Consider the following 20,834-nt stretch of genomic DNA (forward strand, 5'->3'; position numbering starts at 1 on the left):
CCCTTTTGTTCGATTTTACGACGATGTTTTTGACATGATTTGCTCTACAAGAGATTTACCTTTTTGTGAAACGGATTGAATCTTAACGGTTCGTCCACAATCAGCATAAACAAACTCAAACTCAATATCCGCGCTCGGTAAAATCGGCACCCCTTTTTGCGGCCATTCGATTAATGCCACAAAATTTTCATTGAATAAATCCCTTATGGCTAAATACTCTAACTCTTCTGGATCGCAAAGTCTATATAAATCAAGGTGATGTATCGTATTTATAGAAAAATTGTAACTTTCTACTATAGTATAGGTTGGACTTTTAACTTTTTGCCCCGGTATGAAGTGTTGAATAAATGCTCGAGAAAAGAAGGACTTACCGGCACCCAAATCACCGTATAGGTAGAAAATCAGCCCTTTTTCAAAACCACCGTTCTCAGCCACCAAATTTGCAATCAAACCAGCAAATTCAATACTTTCAGCCTCGTCCAGCAATTGTATTTCGGTATGTAATTGAGACATTTTCACCCTTAAACACTATCTAATAACTATGTTATATCTACCAACCCTACAAGATAAACCATAGGGAAACCCAGCCAATTCTAGATCAAGCAACGACACACTTAAATGCCGGCTCATCCAGAATCGAGTTCTTTTATCCAAGTTTTACTAATTTGATACACTATGCGACATGAATCAAGCCTCCAACCCTTCTCAGCCAAAACTTTCTGGCAAAACTCTTGCAGACCAAATCAAGATTTGGGGTCAAGAACTTGGCTTTGCCGACATCGGTATTTCCGATACCGACCTATCAAACTACGAAGTGCAGTATTTTAACTGGATAGGTGAAAATTTTCATGGCGAAATGGATTACATGCAGCGTCACGGCACCAAACGCACCCGCCCTAACGAACTTGAACCCGGCACTTCAAGCATTATCAGCGTTCGTTTAAACTACTTTGACAATGATGCCGAACAGGCCACCCAACAACTACACAACCCTGAAAAAGCCTATGTTTCCAGATATGCATTAGGTAAGGACTATCACAAATTAATCCGTAAACGCCTACAGGCATTGGCCGACAAAATCCATGCTGTTTGTGATAACTTTCATTACCGGGCTTTTACGGATAGCGCTCCGGTGCTAGAACGTCCAATCGCTGAAAAAGCAGGCTTAGGGTTTATTGGCAAAAACAGCTTAATCATCCACCCACGAGCAGGTTCATGGTTTTTTCTAGGGGAAATCTATACCAACCTGCAACTTCCGGCCGATGAAACCTTTCATAAACAGGGTTGCGGACCTTGCACCGCCTGCATGGATGAATGCCCCACTCAAGCTATTGTTGCCAATACCGTAATTGATGCTAGGCGTTGCATCTCTTATCTAACCATTGAATATAAAGGCTCTATTCCGACAGAACTGCGTCCTTTGATGGGTAACCGCATTTATGGTTGTGACGACTGCCAACTGGTGTGTCCTTGGAATAGATTCACTCAACCTACTGCAGAGACGGCTTTTAAAGACCAACAACATTTAGACTCTGCCAGCTTAATTGACTTATGGTCATGGAGCGAACCGCAATTCATGAAAAACCTAGAAGGCTCTCCAATCCGCAGAATTGGTTATGCACAGTGGAATCGTAACTTAGCCATTGCCATGGGTAATGCAAAAGCGGAAAACCTTCTTTTGGAAACATTTATAACGCATTTAAAATCCAAGCTTGGCAAAATCAGTCTTTTAGTGGATGAACATATTGAATGGGCCATAATGCAGCTAACCACCAGAGTAGCCGCCAATTCAAGCCAAACAGAAACGACCAGGCCTGGTCACATTGAAAAAGATTCAAATATCTCAATCAAACCATATGTTGTAAAGAAATACTATTTACCAAAATAGGTTTATAAATTTGATCGTCTAAACAGCCATCAACCAAGCTGACAGGCCGTTAGCTTGGTTAGTTTTATAGAGCAATGCTTTATAAACGATCGAAAATAGAGCCTTGGGTTGGGGTGAACAACTTGGCATATAACCTGGATGCATAGGTATTGGTCATGCCCGCGATGTAATCTGAAATCACACGTTGTTGCGCTTGTTCATCCGCGGCTTTTTGGTATTTTTCATAGGAGCTTGAAGGCAGTAAAGCACCAGGGTTTGCACGTAAAGACTTAAACAATTCAAGCACGATAAGCTGGCCTTTATATTCCATCTGTTTTACCTCTGGAATGGTAATGACATTTTTGAAGACAAACCTTTTCAACAGCTCTAACACTGCTGCCTCGCCCTCTTTTAAAGCGGCTTGATAACGTAATAAAGGATGTTCGAAATCGGTATTCTCATCCATGTAAATGGATTCGACCATAATCCCCACCATTTTACTGACGGCATGTTTACGCCCTTTCGAGGAATTACTGAAGAGTAAATCCGTCATGTCATCATCCCAAAGCGCATACTGTTTAAAAACCGGATTCTCCATCACCTCTGCTTGCCAGAGATCGCGAGCGACCATTTTCATCGCCACGGCGTCTTCTAAATCATGAATCCCATAGGCGATATCATCCGCCAATTCCATGATGGTGGTATCCAGCGCCTTGTATTGAGTCTGGCGATGACACCCTTTGCAGTCCACCAATTGGGTAAAACGCAATTTATCCTCGGTAGAAAACGGTGCCAACACCCAATCAAACAACGCTTTTTCTTCAAGGTATAAACTTTTTGGCGGAGACCAGCGGTTCATTTGCAAGGTTCTAAAATCATCCACCTGGGATTCTTGCAACTGCGCCAAATAGGTTGTATTGGCGGCAATCACATCGTTATAAATGGCCGGATATTTCATCACCCCCAAAGCGGTTCTGCGTGATAAATCCAAGCCATTGCTCGCAGTATATTCACCCAACTTCGCCAATATTCTCAAAGTCTGTGCATTGCCTTCAAAACCACCGTAATGACGCATCATGTAATTCAACGCCACTTCACCACCATGGCCATATGGAGGATGCCCCAAGTCGTGCGCTAAACAAATCGCTTCAATCAGGTAAAAAGAAGGCAGCCACTCTAAATAATCGGCGTCCTTGCCGTTTTCATTCATACCGACGGTAATCAACTGCTCGACCAGACCTGAGCCAATCTGCGCCACTTCCATAGAATGGGTTAGGCGAGTCCGATAAAAATCCGATTCACTGAGGCCAAAAATCTGTGTTTTGGCTTGCAAACGTCTAAACGAGGCGGAATGAATCACTCGGGCTCGATCTCGCTGATAAACGATACGGGCCGGTCTTGACGGTAATGACTGTAAATAATCAGAATATCGTTGTGTCCACTGTTGCGTTTCGATGGAATCCATATTGGCTCTTTAAATAAGTGTTTGAAATAATCAATCACTATAATACTGAAAAAAAACCCAATAGGGTTACTGAAAACATCAAATTCCTTTGCAAAACACCTGTTTGTATCCTCTAGCAAATAGACCTTTTAAAATTTAAGCGTTATGCTTATTCTAAGAAAAAGTTTGGTTAAGGTGATATTCATTGGTTCTGAATAGATTCAAAACCGATCAGGCTTGAATCTTAAGTTAATTGACGAGGGTATTAAAGAGGGTATTTATATGCAAAGGATTTCAGGTTACCTATCTAGCAAAACAGCTTTACAGTTTTTTTCGGGCATTAAGTTAGCATTTATGCCTTTAATGTTGCTCATGATGATGAGTACTGCATTAACAGGTTGTGAAAAATCTGCGGTTGAAAAGTGTATTGATAAACAAAGCTATCTTTGGGATAACAAAACCAATGACAAAAATGCCAATAAAGCGTATTGGGATGCGGTAGCCAAATGCAAACAACAAAACTAATTTCACCAAGCCGGGCAAGCACCACCTTTTATTTGTTAGCTCCCACCTAAAATGGCCAATGATTAAGAGGGGGCATCCTATACAAATGAAATGGTTAAAACGTTTTGGTCTCACGCTGCTTATAGTATTGATTATGGCAATCAGTTTATTCATGTTTGCACGCCTATGGATTGATAACAGCCTTAAAGAACAGCATATCACCGATATCAAATGGCAAGTCGGTTCCATAGGGATTAAAAACACCCATATCACCGCCTTGGAGTTCACCTTACAAGACCGTTTCAAGTTTCAAATCCAAAACCTGGATATTCTATGGTCTTTTAGCCAAACGCCAGCAGATGGCTATCGTCAATTTATTGATGCCCTTTCAATACAGGCTCTCACAATCAATAACCGTTCCAACGACCAACCCAATCAAGCGATGTTCAGAGATACCGCTAGCAATATCTCAGGCAATACCCCGCTTGTTGAGCATCTGAATTTAATCATTGCAGTAATCAAACAAAGCTCACAACCGAGTGAACCTCTTGCCCACAACCTCGCAACAAACTTAGCACTTACGGACACTGAGTACTTGGCCTATGTTCCCAAAATCGTAAACATTGATAAAATCCAATACTCACAACCATGCATTCCATCCAGTACTGGAACATCGAGTGCACAACCTCCCACAACAAAAAGTTGTACGGCAATCGGAAATTTAAAATGGGTTAATCAAATAACAGAGCCGGAAATTTCCAGCAAGCTGACTTTCAAACTACAAGATGCCTCCCAGCAAAACTTGCTTATCGATACACAACTGAATTTAACCGCCAAACTTGAAGACCGCAAATTGATGCAAACACGGTTAAATGCTGCGCTCAACTTAATCGATAAAAATTTATCCGCTGAACAATCGGTACTTAAACTCCAATGGCACAACCAGACCTCAAACCTTGCAAAAAACCAGTTACACACGAATTTTCAGATTCAAACCCAACCAGGCCTGGTCACAGAGGATTTTGCGACTCGTTGGCAGGAAGTTAACTCGATTTATCGCAACTGGTCTGGCAAAGATTTAGCTTTTTCACCCAAGGTCCAACCGCAACTCGATTTGGCGATTGAAGCGCATTTTGATTTAAGCCAGCTGAATGGGCCTGATGAATCGAATCCTCCTCAAGCTTTGCAAGCTTTATTAAATAACCTAATGAAACACTCCGATTTCAACCTGCACTTTGCTGCGTCCAGCAAACAACCTTTGGAAATCAAAAACCAGGCTGAAATCAACGGCAATCTACAAGCAGAACTGACGGCCAAACACGGTGAAATAAAACAATATCAACTCCAAGGTAGCGGCAAACTTGCCTTCATTAACGATTCAGCCGCTGACAACTGGCTCAACAACCATAAAATCAGCCTTCCAGAAATGGCGTTTGAGATTAAAAGCCAAAATCAGCTGGCACTTAAGTTAGACCAGCTGGACAATTTAAACGCAACACAAAGCCAATTTCCTTTTAGCGTGTTGCTAAACAGTATCAACAACCAAACCACGCCCTCTCAAAAAGTCAACGGTTTCAAGCTGGATTTACAAGGCCGTCTACAGCTAAAACAGCAACCAACCATTGAGATAACCAGCGGAAAACTGCTTGCTGAGTTGCCGTACATACAATTCAACCCATCCAATCAATCCGAACACAACCGTGCCGAACTGGAATTTACCGCTCAGGCTAATCTGGATTCTTGGAAAATCCTTTCTAAAACAGGTTCTTTAAAAAGCAACTTAACAACCCAGTTAACGACCAACTCAACAACCGCTGACAAAAAGCGAGCGGATAAACTAGATATCCGCCAAGCAACCCTGGTTTGGCAAGATCTTGAGCTAACCGCAAACAAAAAACCAATTAACCCAAAAATCAACCTCACCCAAACCTCAGGGGTTTTCAATAGCACAATTGAATCCATGGCATTGCAAGCCAATATTTCACACCCGCTTGTGCAAGCGGAAAAACTCCAACTCAATATAAAACAATTCGCCTTAACGCCGGTTATTGCCAACCAAAAGACCGCCAATCCGAACCTGGGTGGCTATCAAATAGACGCTCAATATCAATTAGCCAGCAGTAAGGTTGTTGAACCACATCTGTTAACACAATCATGGAAAGGATTCGGCAAAACGAAGGTGAACTACCAATTTGAAGACCGTGAAATAAGCCAAATCCAGTTACAAGGTAGCATTTCAAATAAAGCAGGCCTGGTTGTTTTTCATAATGCCTTTTACACCCCTTCTCAAATCTACAGTGATTGGTTTATCCCCCCCATCTATTTTTTAGCGGGTAATAGCTTGCAAAAAACCTTTAAAGACTGGCCAAAACTGGTTAACGTCGGGAGCGGAAAAATCCAGGCCAAAGGTACAACAAAACTCCGTTTTACCGATGCCGATGCGACAAAACCACTGCTTGATAATCTCTATAGCCAAGGTGAGGTTTCAGCGCAAAGTCTCAGCGGGATACTCTCTGAAACCACCTTTAATCAGATATCGACAGATATGACTTTTGAACTCAATAAGAATGCGCTGTCTTTGAATGTCAAAAAACTCGAGGCCTTACAGATTAACCATGGTGTCATCCTAGGCCCACTGGAGTTTGCCGCGGATTATCAGGCCAGTCTTCAAGCTTTATCCAAAGGCAAACTTAAAATCAAACAAGCGACCAGCCAAATCTTCAGTGGACAGGCCTGGTTGGATTCTCAAGACATTAACTTAGCCGAGCCTTTTGCAAGCCAACTGCACATCAATGCGCTTGATATTACCGCTTTGCTGAAACAATACCCGTCAGCTGAAATCAATGGCACCGGTACGCTTTACGGCGAGCTGCCTTTTAAAGTCAACCTGCTTAAAAAACCGTATATCACGATACAAAAAGGGTTTTTGAAAGCCAAATCACCGGGTGGCTTACTCAAATACCAACCTGCTTCAGGCGGATTGAAACAAACCCATCAGAGCATGCAACTGGTTATGAGTGTGTTAGAAGATTTTCACTATAATCTTTTGGAAAGCCAGGTCACTTATGAAAACGACAATAAGTTGCATTTGAAACTTAAATTACAAGGTAAAAATCCTGCGGTTGAATCGGGTAGGCAAGTTAACTTCAACATCCAACTGGAAGAAGATTTACCCGCTTTGATAACCAGCATGCAAATCAGCAACCAAGTGAGTGAGACCATCAAAAAACGGATTCAGAGCAAGTTGGAAAACAGTGAAAACAACGGAGATAGCCGTTGATATCCTGCTTCTATCAGTAGTTTTTAAACACAGGAAGCAGAATATTAAAAGACTATGAATTCATTCTTAAGCATCCAAGTTTAGCGATGCTTTCTCATGGACTTCTGCTAAACTGATTACTCAAAACCGATTACTAAGAACTAAAGTCCCATACTGGAGTTTATTATGCTCTCACAAAATATTTTTCATAATGTCAGGCTACCCCAAAAATCATTCATCGCCTTTAGCCTGGTGTTTACCATGGCTGGCATATCGGCGTGCACACCATCTGTTCAAGTGGCATTACCCAATGAACCGATCAATATCAATTTAAACGTCAAGATTCAGCATGAAATACTGATTAAAATTGATAAACAACTCGATAATATGTTTAGTTCATCCAGCGGATTATTTTAAGGAGAGTCATTATGAGAATTTTAAAACCCATCAACATATTGATTATCAGTTTATTACTCACCCTCTCGTCTTATGCTTGGTCAATGGATTTGTCTGCAGCTATGGCTCAGCTCAGCACGGTAAAAAGCCAAGGTCTGGTAGGAGAACAGCAAAATGGCTATTTGGGAGTGGTCAAGAATCAAAACAATGCACAAAGCGTAGTGCAGTTAATTAACCAGGCTCGTAACGAACAGTATCAAAAAATGGCGCAAACCCACAATGTGAACTTGTCTGAGATTGAAGCTTTAGCCGGGAAAAAAGCCATCGAAAAAACCCCTTCAGGGCAATACATCAATATTGATGGAAAATGGATGAAAAAACCTTAAATCATTCACTCTGATTAAAACATGCAACTGCTTGACACAGCTTTGCATGTTTACCTAAACACCAGCTCCTGTCGCTAATCAAGTTTTCTGCTTTTTTACTTAAAATCCCCAAACTAAATATTGATTCACCCCATCCATCTGTTAACATTAATTCTGTGTGTTCGCATAATTACGGTGGAGTCTAACAATGAAAGCTTTTGGTCTTATTCTAAAAATATTATTGGGTTTAATTACGATCGTCGTGATTGCGATAGGTGTGGTGATTGCAACCGTTGATCCGAATGATTATCGTGATGAGATTACCGGCCTGGTCAAAAAAGAAACCGGGCGAGACTTAACCGTCGAAACCATGAGTTTGTCATTTTTTCCGCATCTATCTATCGATTTAGAATCCGCCTCATTAAGTAATGCACCAGGTTTCAGCGACTCCCCATTTGTTAGCATCGATAAAGTTCAAGTGGGTGCAGCGATATTACCGCTACTTAGTCAAAAACTGGAAGTAGACACTCTTACCCTGCATGGTTTGTCCTTGAATTTAGAACGCAATAAAGATGGCCAAAGCAACTGGGATGATTTAGTCAAAGCCAAAGACGAAAACGATCACCACGAAGATAAAAAAGATGATGAAGAGCACAGCAATCCAATGGATAAGCTTGCGGCTTTGAACTTTGGCGGGATTGACATTCAAAACGGTAAAGTCGTTTGGGATGACCAGCAAAGCCAACAAAAAGTGACACTTGAAAATCTAGACTTCACCAGTGGTGCGATTACCTTTGGCGAGTTCTTCTCTATCGCGTTATCTGCCGATAGTAGTGTTAGCCAGCCTCAAATCAACAGTAATTTTGCCATCAACTTAGAAGCCAAACTTGAAAAAGATGGCCAGTATGCCATTCGTAATTTACATGTTAGCAATACGACGTCAGGCCAAGGCATTCCGGTCAAGCAAGCCACCACTAAAATAGACTTGCCGAGTTTCGCCTTGGAAAACAACACCCTATCCCTTCCGAGCCTCGCTGTCGATTACGACATTATTGGTGGAAAAGATTTCCCTTTGGATACCATTAAAGGCCAGTTAACCTTAAGTGAATTTACCGGTAATCTCGACACCCAAGCATTCAAAGCGAATCAAATTGTATTAAATTCCGACGTAACCGGTGAAACCATTCCAAATGGTAAAGCCACCATTGGTTTGAATACTTCAGCCGATATTGATTTAAAAGCACAAACGGCTAAACTGCCAAAACTGACTGTTAAGGTATTAGACTTAACCGCTAACGGTGATGTGCACGCAAGTCAAATCACTGGCGACGCACTGGTCAATGCCAATATCAATATCGCACAAACCAACCTAAGAGCCCTGTTAAATCAATTGAAAATCACCCTGCCTGAAATGGCTGATAAATCAAGTTTAACCAAGTTTGCCGCTTCATTTGGTGTTGTCTTTGCCAGCAAAAACCAAGCGCTTAAAGTCAATGACCTCAAGTTGGCTTTGGACGACAGTTCATTAACCGGTAATGCCGCGGTAAGCCAGTTCAGCACCCCAAATATTCGCTATGATTTAACACTAAACCAAATTGATGTGAACCGTTATCTTCCTCCTAAAAAAGAGCAGCCTGCCAACACCCCAGAACCACAAGCCGATGCCGACGCTAAAATTGAATTGCCGGTTGAATTACTACGTAAGCTGACTATCGACGGCACAATCAAGGTAGGCAAAGCTTCTTTTGACAAGCTAAAACCACAAAATATTGTGATGACCACCAAAGGCTCTAAAGGCAAGTTACAAGTTAATCCATTAAAAGCCGACATTTTCAAAACACAAGTATTAGTTAATGCTGGTCTAGATGTCACAGGCAAAATGCCAAAATACAGCGTTAAAACCAATACCAATAACCTACCAATAGGTGAAGTCTTGCTCGCCTTTGCCGATAGCGACAAACTCTCTGGTACCGGAACAATGAAGGCTGATATCACCACGGCTGGCGAACGTGTTTCCGAGTTCAAGAAAAACCTGAATGGTACAGCCTACGTTGACTTGAAAGATGGCGCCATCAAAGGCTTTAACCTAGCACAATCCATTCGTGAAGCCAAAGCCAAACTCAGCGGAAAAACCCTGCCTAAAACCGATGAAATCCCACAAACCGATTTCAGTTCTTTAGTTGCCGATGTCACGATCAAAAACGGTGTGGTAAACACCAATAGGCTGTCAGCTCAAGCTCCTTTCATGCGTGTCAATGGAAGTGGTACGGTTGACTTACCTAAAGAGACTTTAGACTATTTAGTTAAAACTAAAATCGTTGCCAGCGATAAAGGTCAAGGCAGCGAAGACTTCAAAGACTTGGATGGACTGACCATTCCGGTAAAACTAAAAGGTGCTTTAACCAGCCCTGGTATTTCTTTAGATTTAGAGTCATTAATGTCACAAAAGGCTCAAGCGGAAATAGAGAAGAAAAAAGACGAAGTGGTCAAAGACGTTCAAAAGAATGTCGAAGACAAGTTGAAAGATGTATTTAAAGGCTTCAAGTTCTAAATGCAACGTGGGAGAGCGAATCCATGGGATTAGTAAAGACACTTGTCAGTAAAAGTTTCGCTCGCCCTTTTATCTATAGCATCATCATAACGAGCCTAACCGCTTGTGGTGGTGGCGGTGGGAGTACAACACCTGTTATCCCGGAAGATGATGGACCTGTTGTCATTTATGTTGACGATAATCCATTAGTTCCGGTTCAATATGCTCCTTTTGGAACCTCTACGATAGCGGGAACCTTAGAACAGCAATCGGTTACCAATGCCACTGTGGCTTGGGATGCCGGTTTTAAAGGCCAAGGAATAACAATTGGCGTAGTTGACTCTGGAGTCAATCCAAACCATATTGAATTTTATGATGATAATGGTATTTCCAGAATCAACTGGACTGATGCCAGAAGCATTGAATACAATCTTGCTTCAGATACCCTTATCTACACTAACGATTATAGAGATATCGATAATCCAGACTATCATGGAACTCATGTTTCATCTATTGCCTTAGGGCGTGAATATGGCGTAGCACCCGAAGCAACACTTTTGCCCGTAAATGTGTTTCTAGATAATTCAACGGCCTACAATATCGCTATTTACGAGGCTGTCGACTACATCGCCTCAAAAGCTCCCATTGTAAATTCCTCTATTAGTGGAATGGTTAACCTATCTACATTAGGTGGAGCCAATAGTGAACTTAACGATTACTTAACCACTTTAACAAACAACACTACAGCCCTTGTTGTAGCTGCTGGAAATGAAGGCAATGCTGTTGGTGCTGAACATTTCATTCACTACAATTCAGCGCAAAACCTGGCAATTCAACCCGGCATTGAAAACCAAGTTTTATCTGTAATCGCTTTAGACGATAGCGGTAGCCTTGCCAGCTTCTCTAACTATCCTGGTAGCTGTAGTGATGTAACAGGAACTCCTGACATCGCTTGCGATGGAACTGTGATGTCAGCTATACAAAACAGCTTTATATCGGTTCCAGGCGTGACGATTGAAGCGGCTTATGGTGGCGATACGACAAGCACCATTGAGTACAGCGGAACTTCTATGGCCACCCCGATTGTCAGCGGTGGTTTAGCGCTACTGCTTTCTTCTTGGGACCAATTAACCATTCAGCAAGCCGTGCAGATTTTAAAAGATACCGCCAATGATACTGGAGCCTATGCCGATGCCTCTTTGTATGGTGTTGGACTTATGGATATCGCAGCGGCTTTAACCCCAGTTGGCGACCTAAAATCAAGCGCACTAAGCTCAACCACCACTTCTTACACCCTTGGAGAATCTTCTGTCTCAATCCCCGCTTCCCTGAGTGGTTTAGCCAGTTTAGCAGGACTTAAGAATGTAGCTTTTTTTGATGACTATAGCCGAGAATTTTTAGTCGATATCACTCCCGCGATTCAAATTGAACAAACACCGCTTGACTGGAATGCATTCTGGTCTAACTCTCAACCTTACCAAATAAACCAAATTGAGCTGGGCGACTATCGACTATCAATGAGTTTTGATAACCTTAAATCGTCTTCCCCTTTGAAAAATTTCAGCTTGCAGAATGACCGATCTCGTTTTGACTATATGCAAAACAGCTCTGATGATTTAATGCAAAGCCAGCTCAATCCGTTGATGAACCTTTTCTACTCCAGCAACCAAAAGGAGTTTGGTAATACCTTAGCCATGCAACAAGCTTTGGGTGCAAATTTATCGCTTTTTAGCTCAATGCAAGAGCAAGATAAAAACTTTGCCAAAGTGGTCAATAATCAAAATGATATTCTGGCGCAAGTACAGACCATCGGTTTAAGTTATCAACCTTCAAAAAACTGGTCAGTGGCGCTTTCCACACAACTTCGCAAAGAACAAGATGGTTTAATGGGGCTACAAGGTAGCGGAACCTTTTCTTTTGGTGAAAGCAATCTCTCGCAAATTAATAGTTTAGCGGTTCAATATTCACAAAATGGCACCCGGATATACAGTCAGCTTCAACAAGGTGAACTGCTGAACTCGCAACATGCCGCAGGCAGTTATATTCAGGTAGATAAGGCACAAATCGGTCAATTCAAAGTCGGAATCATGCATAAAACCTCAGCACAATCAGCTTGGGGTTTGCAAGCCTATAACTACAACCCATTGATTGATTCAGAACTGCGTCTTACCGTTCCAACAGGCATGAGTGCTAATGGAGAGATTGAGAGCCAAACATTTAGCTATCAACAAAAAGGCAGTTTACAACCTGACACAATTGAACTGTTTTATAAAAAAGGCTTGAACAACACGCTTCAGTATCAGTTCAATGCAATCAAATCACCGGAAGATTCCGGCTTTGGTTTAAGACTCAGCCGAATCTTTTAAAGATTTACACTGCCAATCATGTCTGACAACACCCCACTAAAAAGAAGTCTTTCACTACCGCAAATGGTTCTCTATGGTTTGGGAACCACGGTTGGCGCTGGGATTTATGCGCTCGTTGGTGAACTTGCTGGCATCTCAGGTTATCTGGCGCCGATTGCGTTTTTATTTGCGGCGTTTTTAGCCGGTTTAACCGCTTTTTCCTTTGCCGAATTGTCTTGCCGTTATCCTAGAGCCGCTGGCGCCGCTTTATACACCCAGAATGGTTTTCACTCACATAGACTGACGGTTACCATCGGCTTGCTGGTGGTTGTCGCGGGCTTAGTCTCTTCAGCCGCTTTGATAAGCGCTTTTTCAGGTTATTTAAATCAAATCACCCCTTTAGACACATCGACCTCTATTATTTTATTGTGTGCATTCCTCACCGCTGTCGCCTCTTATGGAATAACCGAATCGATCATACTCGCTTCACTGATAACCGTCGTCGAGGTAGGCGGTTTAGTATGGATCATATACATTAGCCATGGTGCTTTAACAGAGCTACCAGGCCTGGTTGATTTAATGATTCCAGAGTTGAACTCAACTAGCTTTAACCTGGTTTTCGCTGGTGCTTTGTTGGCCTTTTATGCCTTTATCGGTTTTGAGGATATGGTGGATGTCGCCGAAGAGGTTAAGGATGTGCAACGCACCTTACCGCTAGCAATTTTGCTTACCTTAGGCATCACCACCCTGCTTTATATGAGCATTATGGTGATAGCACTGCTATCCATTCCGCCACAAGAATTGGCCAAAAGCGATGCGCCACTCGCCACCCTATTCAGTTTCCATACTGGACAGTCGCCTCATGTCATTTCACTCATCGGCATGTTTGCGATTATTAACGGCGCATTGATCCAAATCATTATGGCATCTAGAGTCCTTTATGGCTTGAGCTGTCGTCACCAACTTCCCGCCTTACTCAGTTATGTTCAACCGCAAACCAAAACGCCTATTGTGGCAACCTTTTTAGTCGGCCTGAACGTGACGATATTGGCATTAATCGGCAATCTATCCTCTTTAGCAGAACTCACCTCTTTTATTATGTTGATAGTGTTTTCTGTGGTTAATTTAGCCTTATGGCGAATTAAAAAACTTGAACCCAAGGTTGAAAACTGCCTGTGTTTCCCCCGTTGGATGGCGCTAATGGCATTTTTGGTCAGTTCAGGTTTTGTGATATTAGAAATCAGCAAAGCTCTTTTTTGATGTAATTCAAGCAAATAAACCGAAACAGCCGAGATGAATTCTATTGAGAAACTTGCGACTTTTTTAGAGCTCTCTACAATAAACACCATAAAAATTATCCGGAAACGCCCCCAATGAAAAATCAAGTTGCTTTAATTACCGGCGCCTCAACAGGAATAGGCAAAGCCACCGCGCAAAAACTGGCTTTGGAAGGGGTAAAACTGATTCTACTTGCCCGCAGAGAACCCCTGTTAAAAACCTTGCAAGCAGAATTATCCGAGCTAACGGATTGCCATATTATCGCTTGTGACATCAATGACCACAAAACACTCCTGACTGAATTGAACCAGCTTCCGGAAAACTTTCGGAACATTGACATCTTAATCAACAACGCGGGTTTGGCTTTGGGGCTGAATCCGGCTCATGAAACCGATTGGTTAGACTGGCAAACGATGATTAACACCAACTGCCTTTCTTTGGCCTTTTTGACCCGTCAAATCTTACCAGGCCTGGTAGAACGCAATCATGGCCATATTATCAACATTGGTTCTATTGCCGGCAGTTACGCTTATAAAGGCGCCAATGTGTACGGCGCAACCAAGGCGTTTGTCGAACAGTTTTCAAGCAATTTACGTTCGGATTTATTAGGTACGGCGATTAGGGTGACCAACCTAGAACCTGGCATGTTGAATGAGAGTGAATTCTCTTTGGTGCGTTTTAAAGGTGATGAAAGCCGAGCCGACGATGTTTATGCCGGGTTAACCCCTCTCAATGCGGAAGACGTCGCCGAAACCATTCGCTGGATTTTAACCCAGCCAGCCCATGTTAATATTAACCGCATAGAAATCATGCCCGTACATCAAGCTTTAGCGGGCCCGACCACAATCAAAAACCTTTAATTAATTACATTATCAATCGAAAGGTTATTTATTAGGCTATTCTGATATACTTGTCAAATGATTCGATACCTTAAACTCAAAATGCACAAAATTGGCCGAGCCACCAAGCGCTCGGTTTTTTTGAACAAGTATTTTCCCAAATTCAATGACCGCATCTATTGGGCTGGCGATAGGTTTTCATTTGCGCGTGCGGGCTTTATCGGTTCATTTAGCATGATGCTACCCATTCCATTTCAAATGGTATTAGGATCCGTTTTAGCCTACTATTTTAGAGCCAACATTCCACTGGCGACTGCCTTGGCCTGGATTACCAATCCATTAACCATGTGGCCAATCTGGTATGGTGGTTATGTGTTCGGTACTTGGATTTTAGGAACTCCCGATCTTTTTGAAGCCTCGGCACACATCACGATCGGTTCACAACTTTGGTTTGATGAAATCTTTCCGCTTATCTGGAAACCGTTTTATATCGGTAATATGCTTTTGGGCACCATTATCGGTAGTTTCATGTATATCTCTATCGCCCATTTCCACTGGGCAAGTATTATTGGCCTGCTACGTCGACCTTTTATCAAAAACTAGGCTAAGCGGCTCAATTGCTATTGGCTCACAGGCAATCCAAGCAAAAGCCACCAGGCCTGGTAATAGCAAATTCAATCAAAACCCCCTTTACTTAAAACAGATTACAGCAATCACCTTATTTTCAAAACTCAAACCACTTTAGCGTGCTAAAATACGCGCAAATTAATGCATCCAAAATTCAAGGTAATATCCAATCATGAGAACCTCAAATTTACTTATCTCAACCACACGTGAAACCCCTTCTGATGCGGTTGTCATCAGTCACCAATTAATGTTAAGAGCCGGTATTATCCGTCCTTTAGCGGGTGGCTTATATAACTGGTTGCCATTAGGGGTACGTGTTTTAAGAAAAGTAGAAGCCATTATTCGTGAAGAGATGAACCGTTCCGGCGCACAAGAAGTCTTAATGCCAGTGGTTCAGCCAATGGAATTATGGGAAGAATCAGGCCGTGCGCAAGATTATGGCCCAGAACTGTTACGTTTCAAAGACCGTCACCAACGCGATTTTGCCTTAGGCCCAACCCATGAAGAAATCATTACCGATTTAGTGCGTAAAGAGATTCGTAGCTATAAACAGCTACCTGCCAACTTCTTTCAAATTCAGACCAAATTCCGTGATGAAATCCGTCCGCGTTTCGGGGTAATGCGTTCTCGTGAATTCATCATGAAAGACGCCTACTCTTTCCATATGGATCGTGAGAGTTTGCAACAAACTTACGATGAAATGTTTGACGCTTATAACCGTATTTTCACACGTTTAGGTTTGGATTTCCGTCCTGTTCAAGCAGACACCGGTTCAATCGGTGGTGATGGTTCACATGAGTTCCACGTTTTGGCGGAATCAGGTGAAGATGATATCGCTTTTTCAACCGCTTCAGATTTTGCGGCCAACGTGGAGTTAGCCGAAGCGGTTGCACCAAAAGGCGAACGTGCAGCAGCAACCGAAGCGTTGACTGAGGTAGCCACACCAAACAAACACAGCATTGAAGAAGTGTGCGATTTCTTGCAACTTAAGAAAAAGAAAATCGTTAAAACCTTATTGGTTAAGGGTGCTGATGAAAAACATCCTGTAGTGGCTTTGGTTGTGCGTGGTGACCATGAACTCAATGAAATCAAAGCGGAAAAATTGGATTTAGTTGCCGAACCGTTTGAAATGGCCAGCGACGAAGAGATTCTTGCCGCGGCCGGTTGTAATGCTGGCTCAATTGGCCCAGTGGGTTTAAACATTCCGGTGATTGTAGACCGCACTGCGGCTCACATGAGCGACTTTGTGTGTGGTGCCAATAAAGATGGTTTCCATGTCACTGGCGCAAACTGGGATCGCGATGCGACAGCGACATTAGTGGCCGACATCCGTAATGTGGTAAAAGGTGATCCAAGCCCTTGCGGTAACGGAAAAATCGAAATCCGTCGCGGTATCGAAGTGGGCCATATCTTCCAACTAGGAAATAAATACTCGACTGCCTTAAACGCCACCGTGCAGAACGAAAATAGCCGTTCGCAAATACTTGAGATGGGTTGCTACGGAATTGGGGTAACACGTGTGGTCGCGGCCGCAATCGAGCAGAACTTTGATGACAAAGGGATTATCTGGCCAGAGTCCATCACCCCTTTCCAGGTGTGTATTGTGCCAATGCAAATGCACAAGTCACCACGCGTTAAAGAAGCGGCTGAAGCGATGTATCAAGAGTTGACCGCAAAAGGTATTGAAGTACTGTTTGATGACCGTTCTGAGCGCCCTGGTGTAATGTTCTCTGATATGGATTTGATCGGTATACCACACCGTATCGTTATCGGTGAACGTGGTTTGGATAACGGTCAAATCGAATATAAATATCGTCGTGATGAACAGGCTCAAGACGTCGCTACGGAAGGTTTTATGGACTTCTTAATGGCCAAACTGGAAAAGTAGTTCACCCTATAGTCTAGCCATCAAAAAAGCGCTACGGTTTTATTACCCTAGCGCTTTTTTTGTATATGCAACATTTAAGCTAGCCGCAATAGTTTTCTACACCGCGCCCTCACTGAAACTCTAATCAAACTGGCATCGACAACTAGCGATGGCCGCCAAACGCATTCATTATTCAAAATCAAAAAAAATGCCGATTTTGTATGCTAACCGTTCATACCAATTTACTTATTGAACCGACTGATTTATCCTTGAGATTAACGGATAAAACACTGTTTTCGATTATAAAGGAATTTGTTTTATGCAACTCCCTATTCCAAATCGCTGTGTCGCCGGTCAATGGTTGGCAGAACTATTACAACAAGAACCCCAGATTGAAAACCCAGTGGTACTTGCTTTACCTAGAGGTGGTGTTCCAGTGGCTTATGAAATAGCCTCGGCCTTTAAGGCACCACTTGACCTTATCTTGGTTCGCAAATTGGGTGCACCACACTTTCCGGAACTTGCGATGGGAGCGATTGCAACCGGCAATATCAAATTCATCAACCCGAATGTCGTTAACGCATACCAAATCAGCGAAGATGATATTGCCGAAGTAGAAGCCCATGAACGTCAAGAACTAGAAAGAAGAGAGATTGCCTACAGAGGAAATCGCCCCCACGTCAATTTAACAGGGCGTAATGTCATTATCGTTGACGATGGCTTAGCGACAGGAGCGACTATGCATGTAGCCATTGATGCGGTGCGTCTGAAATTGCCCAACTCCATCACTGTGGCCGTTCCTGTCGCATCTCCAGACACTGTCGCGGCAATTTCAAAAACGGTCGACAATATCATCTGCCCTTTCCAACCTTACAATTTGTCATCTATCGGCCAATGGTATAGTGATTTTTCACAAGTGAGCGATAGCCAAGTCAAACAACAATTAGACCAGGCCTGGCAGCAATGAAGAATGTTGCCGACACCCGTTCAGTAAAAGAGTTAGCGGTACAAATATCGGCTGGCGACGCATTGCTTTCCGGGCAACTGCAAATACCAAACAATCCAAAAGGTTTAATCCTCTTTGTGCATGGCAGTGGCAGCAGTCGTTTCAGCCCTCGTAACCAATATGTCGCTGAACTGTTCAACCAAGCGGGTTTGGCAACCATACTCTTCGACTTACTCACTGCAGAAGAAAGTCAAATAGATGAAATAACCCGGGAATACCGTTTCGATATCGAATTACTCAGCCGAAGAACCGTTTGTGCTATCGATTGGGTTTGCCAACAAACTGAGATTCAAGACATGTCTCTTGGCCTGTTTGGCGCAAGTACCGGTGCGGCAGCGGCCTTGTTTGCTGCATATTCTCGTCCCAAACAAGTCGGCTGTGTGGTTTCCAGAGGCGGGCGTCCAGACTTGGCAATCAAAGTGTTAAAAAAGGTGCAAGCCCCTACCTTATTGATTGTTGGAGCGTTGGATTATGAAGTGATTCAACTCAATGAATTAGCCAAACAGGCCATGCAAACCGAATGTAAGTTGACGATTGTTCAAGGAGCGACCCACCTGTTTACAGAAGCCGGCACCTTAGACGTTGCTGCCACGGCAGCCAAAAATTGGTTTTTACAAAAACTTACTGGCAAACAATAAGCAAGCAAACCTTTTATTTATCAGACAGTTAACCCATATATGATTACAGGTCATGAATAATAGATTTTAATGCGGTTTGATTTAATGCATAAAAAATTACTGTACGCCATTCTTACAACAGCGTCTCCCCTATCAACCCAAAATTTATTTTATGCCCGATTATTTTTTTCATCACTTTAAAGGGATTAGCAGGATATAATTATTCATATTATCTTGTATTAACAGGTGTTAAACATGCGGCCTATACTTCTATTTATAACTCGTCCCATCGTCATTTCCATATTATGGTTAGGCCTTGCGGTGAGTGCATGGTACACACTATCTCCTTTTGTTATATTCGAAGATATTGCGCAAGCCATTCCTTGGCATTCTGAACATGTTGTTATCGCAATTTTTCTGATTCTTTGGTTGATTTCATTATTATCCCCTAGAATCACCAATCAGCTCCACGATGAGATTAAACAACAGGCTAAAGAGCATAAACAGGCGATAAAATCCCTACAGAAAGAGCATCAAGAAGAAAATTGTCAAATACAGCAATTAATGCATAGTGAACAATTTGCCTTTTGGGAGTGGAATATAAAGACCAATGAAGTGCAATTTTCGCCACAATGGAAAAAAATGATTGGCCTGGCGGACTATGACGCACTCAACAATCTGCGTGACCTTCAGCAACGTGTACACCCAAAAGATGAACAGGCTGTACAACATGAAATTTTAAAGGTATTGAGCGGCAAACAAAAGCTATTTGAATGCACACACCGTGTTCAACATGAAGATGGTCATTACATTTGGGTACATGATAAAGGCCAAGTATTCGAAGGTGCAGATGGCCATATTGAAAAACTTTTTGCGATCCGTTTGGATGTCAGCGAACAGAAATGGATAGAATCTGAACTGGAAATCGATTCAATCCTGATTGAACACGCTTCGGAAGGCATCGCGGTGGCGCGTGAAGACATGAAAATCCTGCATTGTAACAAAGCGTTAAGCCAAACCTTAAAGAAAACCAAAGAGCAGCTAGAGAATTCCGATTTAATCGACTTGGTAAATAGCCTGCAAAATAAACCCGATGATTCAATTGTTAAGGCCCTAGAAACCCAAGGTTTTTGGCGTGGTGAACTCAGTTTGTTTGATGATAAAAATGAAATCCTGTTGGCAAGTCGTGTCAGTATTAAAAAAATCTTTCACGATACAACGCAAACCATCAATTACAGTTTTATCCACTCAGATATCACCGATTTGAAACGAACCCAAACCGCATTGGATACCCTGGCCAATGTCGACAGCGTCACGGGGTTGGCTAACCGTCACAAACTCTACAATATCTTGGAAACCGCCTTAAAATCAGAGCACGAAGTCACGTTGATGTTCTTGGATTTGGATAATTTTAAAAACGTCAACGACTCTCTGGGGCATGACATTGGAGACCTGTTGCTGAAAGCAGTCGGTAAAGAGATCCGTAAACTTATCCCAAGTAAAGCCTTATTGGCTCGTGTGGGTGGTGATGAATTTGTCTTTTACTATGAGCAAGGTTTAAGTAGCCTAACGTCCACTGAAATAGCGCAACGTATCACCGATAGGCTAAAACAGCCTTTCCATATAAAAGGCCATGAAATCAGAATCGGTTCGAGTATCGGTATTGCCCATTACCCACAGCAAAGTTTTGACCGTCAATCACTTCTTAAAGCCTCCGACATGGCGATGTACCATGCTAAACGAGCCGGTAAAGGTCAATTTTGTGAATTCTCCGATCATTTGGATGAAGATGATAATGAAACCACTTAACAAACCTTTAAGGTTCAACCAGGCCTGGTGAATTTACATTATTTCAAGAAATTAACTACAATTTAAACACAACTTAAAACA

At 42.5% G+C, this 20,834-nt stretch carries 16 protein-coding genes; 14 read left to right on the top strand and 2 right to left on the bottom strand.

The window, feature by feature from the left end; all coding sequences use genetic code 11:
- Positions 1–15 precede the first annotated feature (15 nt).
- Positions 16–513: a tRNA (adenosine(37)-N6)-threonylcarbamoyltransferase complex ATPase subunit type 1 TsaE gene (gene tsaE, locus L6421_RS07240; RefSeq protein WP_237260915.1), complete on the bottom strand. Its 498-nt coding sequence runs from the start codon at positions 511–513 to the stop codon at positions 16–18.
- A 169-nt stretch (positions 514–682) separates the two neighbouring features.
- Between tsaE and queG the strand changes: the two genes are divergently transcribed.
- Positions 683–1,888 (top strand): tRNA epoxyqueuosine(34) reductase QueG, encoded by a 1,206-nt coding sequence (queG, locus tag L6421_RS07245; protein WP_237260917.1) that lies wholly within the window; start codon positions 683–685, stop codon positions 1,886–1,888.
- Between the two features lie 79 nt (positions 1,889–1,967).
- Here queG and L6421_RS07250 read toward each other — a convergent pair whose 3' ends face one another.
- Positions 1,968–3,332 carry an anti-phage deoxyguanosine triphosphatase gene (locus L6421_RS07250; protein WP_237260919.1) on the bottom strand — a complete coding sequence of 455 codons (1,365 nt, stop codon included), beginning with the start codon at positions 3,330–3,332 and terminating at the stop codon, positions 1,968–1,970.
- Positions 3,333–3,593: 261 nt separating this feature from the next.
- Here L6421_RS07250 and L6421_RS07255 point away from each other — a divergent pair, with 261 nt between their 5' ends.
- From L6421_RS07255 to L6421_RS07315, 13 genes are all read left to right on the top strand, one after another.
- Positions 3,594–3,836 carry a hypothetical protein gene (locus L6421_RS07255; protein ID WP_237260921.1) on the top strand — a complete coding sequence of 81 codons (243 nt, stop codon included), beginning with the start codon at positions 3,594–3,596 and terminating at the stop codon, positions 3,834–3,836.
- A gap of 133 nt (positions 3,837–3,969) precedes the next feature.
- Positions 3,970–7,095: an intermembrane phospholipid transport protein YdbH family protein gene (locus L6421_RS07260; RefSeq protein ID WP_237260923.1), complete on the top strand. Its 3,126-nt coding sequence runs from the start codon at positions 3,970–3,972 to the stop codon at positions 7,093–7,095.
- Between the two features lie 165 nt (positions 7,096–7,260).
- Positions 7,261–7,491, top strand: a complete 231-nt coding sequence (locus L6421_RS07265) for a YnbE family lipoprotein (protein WP_375540375.1) — start codon at positions 7,261–7,263, stop codon at positions 7,489–7,491.
- 11 nt (positions 7,492–7,502) lie between these two features.
- Positions 7,503–7,856: a YdbL family probable chaperone protein gene (locus L6421_RS07270; RefSeq protein WP_237260925.1), complete on the top strand. Its 354-nt coding sequence runs from the start codon at positions 7,503–7,505 to the stop codon at positions 7,854–7,856.
- A gap of 187 nt (positions 7,857–8,043) precedes the next feature.
- Complete coding sequence (locus L6421_RS07275) at positions 8,044–10,386, top strand: AsmA family protein (protein ID WP_237260927.1); 2,343 nt, start codon at positions 8,044–8,046, stop codon at positions 10,384–10,386.
- Between the two features lie 23 nt (positions 10,387–10,409).
- Positions 10,410–12,731 carry a S8 family peptidase gene (locus L6421_RS07280; protein WP_237260929.1) on the top strand — a complete coding sequence of 774 codons (2,322 nt, stop codon included), beginning with the start codon at positions 10,410–10,412 and terminating at the stop codon, positions 12,729–12,731.
- Between the two features lie 18 nt (positions 12,732–12,749).
- Complete coding sequence (locus tag L6421_RS07285; protein ID WP_237260930.1) at positions 12,750–13,970, top strand: APC family permease; 1,221 nt, start codon at positions 12,750–12,752, stop codon at positions 13,968–13,970.
- A gap of 113 nt (positions 13,971–14,083) precedes the next feature.
- Entirely contained in the window at positions 14,084–14,848 is a 765-nt protein-coding gene (locus L6421_RS07290; protein WP_237260932.1) for an SDR family NAD(P)-dependent oxidoreductase, read from the top strand.
- A 120-nt stretch (positions 14,849–14,968) separates the two neighbouring features.
- Positions 14,969–15,430 (top strand): DUF2062 domain-containing protein, encoded by a 462-nt coding sequence (locus tag L6421_RS07295; protein WP_237260934.1) that lies wholly within the window; start codon positions 14,969–14,971, stop codon positions 15,428–15,430.
- Positions 15,431–15,626: 196 nt separating this feature from the next.
- The gene (locus L6421_RS07300; protein WP_237260936.1) at positions 15,627–17,342 is read left to right on the top strand and encodes a proline--tRNA ligase; all 1,716 of its coding nucleotides are present in this window, start codon (positions 15,627–15,629) and stop codon (positions 17,340–17,342) included.
- Between the two features lie 298 nt (positions 17,343–17,640).
- Complete coding sequence (locus tag L6421_RS07305; RefSeq protein WP_237260938.1) at positions 17,641–18,288, top strand: phosphoribosyltransferase; 648 nt, start codon at positions 17,641–17,643, stop codon at positions 18,286–18,288.
- Positions 18,285–18,965: a dienelactone hydrolase family protein gene (locus L6421_RS07310; RefSeq protein WP_237260940.1), complete on the top strand. Its 681-nt coding sequence runs from the start codon at positions 18,285–18,287 to the stop codon at positions 18,963–18,965. Before L6421_RS07305 ends, L6421_RS07310 begins: the two co-directional genes overlap by 4 nt.
- Positions 18,966–19,199: 234 nt before the next feature.
- Positions 19,200–20,753, top strand: a complete 1,554-nt coding sequence (locus L6421_RS07315; protein WP_237260942.1) for a sensor domain-containing diguanylate cyclase — start codon at positions 19,200–19,202, stop codon at positions 20,751–20,753.
- The last annotated feature ends 81 nt before the right edge of the window (positions 20,754–20,834 follow it).

This window comes from Thiomicrorhabdus immobilis (genome assembly GCF_021654855.1).
GTDB classification, from domain to species: Bacteria; Pseudomonadota; Gammaproteobacteria; order Thiomicrospirales; family Thiomicrospiraceae; genus Thiomicrorhabdus; species Thiomicrorhabdus immobilis.

Excerpts from the sequence above, each read along its gene's own strand:
- L6421_RS07290 (WP_237260932.1), top strand. The coding sequence starts at position 14,084 with ATGAAAAATCAAGTTGCTTTAATTACCGGCGCCTCAACAGGAATAGGC.
- L6421_RS07300 (WP_237260936.1), top strand. The coding sequence starts at position 15,627 with ATGAGAACCTCAAATTTACTTATCTCAACCACACGTGAAACCCCTTCT.
- L6421_RS07315 (WP_237260942.1), top strand. The coding sequence starts at position 19,200 with ATGCGGCCTATACTTCTATTTATAACTCGTCCCATCGTCATTTCCATA.
- L6421_RS07265 (WP_375540375.1), top strand. The coding sequence starts at position 7,261 with ATGCTCTCACAAAATATTTTTCATAATGTCAGGCTACCCCAAAAATCA.
- L6421_RS07270 (WP_237260925.1), top strand. The coding sequence starts at position 7,503 with ATGAGAATTTTAAAACCCATCAACATATTGATTATCAGTTTATTACTC.
- L6421_RS07250 (WP_237260919.1), bottom strand. The coding sequence starts at position 3,332 with ATGGATTCCATCGAAACGCAACAGTGGACACAACGATATTCTGATTAT.
- L6421_RS07280 (WP_237260929.1), top strand. The coding sequence starts at position 10,410 with ATGGGATTAGTAAAGACACTTGTCAGTAAAAGTTTCGCTCGCCCTTTT.
- L6421_RS07260 (WP_237260923.1), top strand. The coding sequence starts at position 3,970 with ATGGCAATCAGTTTATTCATGTTTGCACGCCTATGGATTGATAACAGC.
- L6421_RS07275 (WP_237260927.1), top strand. The coding sequence starts at position 8,044 with ATGAAAGCTTTTGGTCTTATTCTAAAAATATTATTGGGTTTAATTACG.
- L6421_RS07305 (WP_237260938.1), top strand. The coding sequence starts at position 17,641 with ATGCAACTCCCTATTCCAAATCGCTGTGTCGCCGGTCAATGGTTGGCA.
- L6421_RS07310 (WP_237260940.1), top strand. The coding sequence starts at position 18,285 with ATGAAGAATGTTGCCGACACCCGTTCAGTAAAAGAGTTAGCGGTACAA.
- tsaE (WP_237260915.1), bottom strand. The coding sequence starts at position 513 with ATGTCTCAATTACATACCGAAATACAATTGCTGGACGAGGCTGAAAGT.
- L6421_RS07255 (WP_237260921.1), top strand. The coding sequence starts at position 3,594 with ATGCAAAGGATTTCAGGTTACCTATCTAGCAAAACAGCTTTACAGTTT.
- L6421_RS07285 (WP_237260930.1), top strand. The coding sequence starts at position 12,750 with ATGTCTGACAACACCCCACTAAAAAGAAGTCTTTCACTACCGCAAATG.
- queG (WP_237260917.1), top strand. The coding sequence starts at position 683 with ATGAATCAAGCCTCCAACCCTTCTCAGCCAAAACTTTCTGGCAAAACT.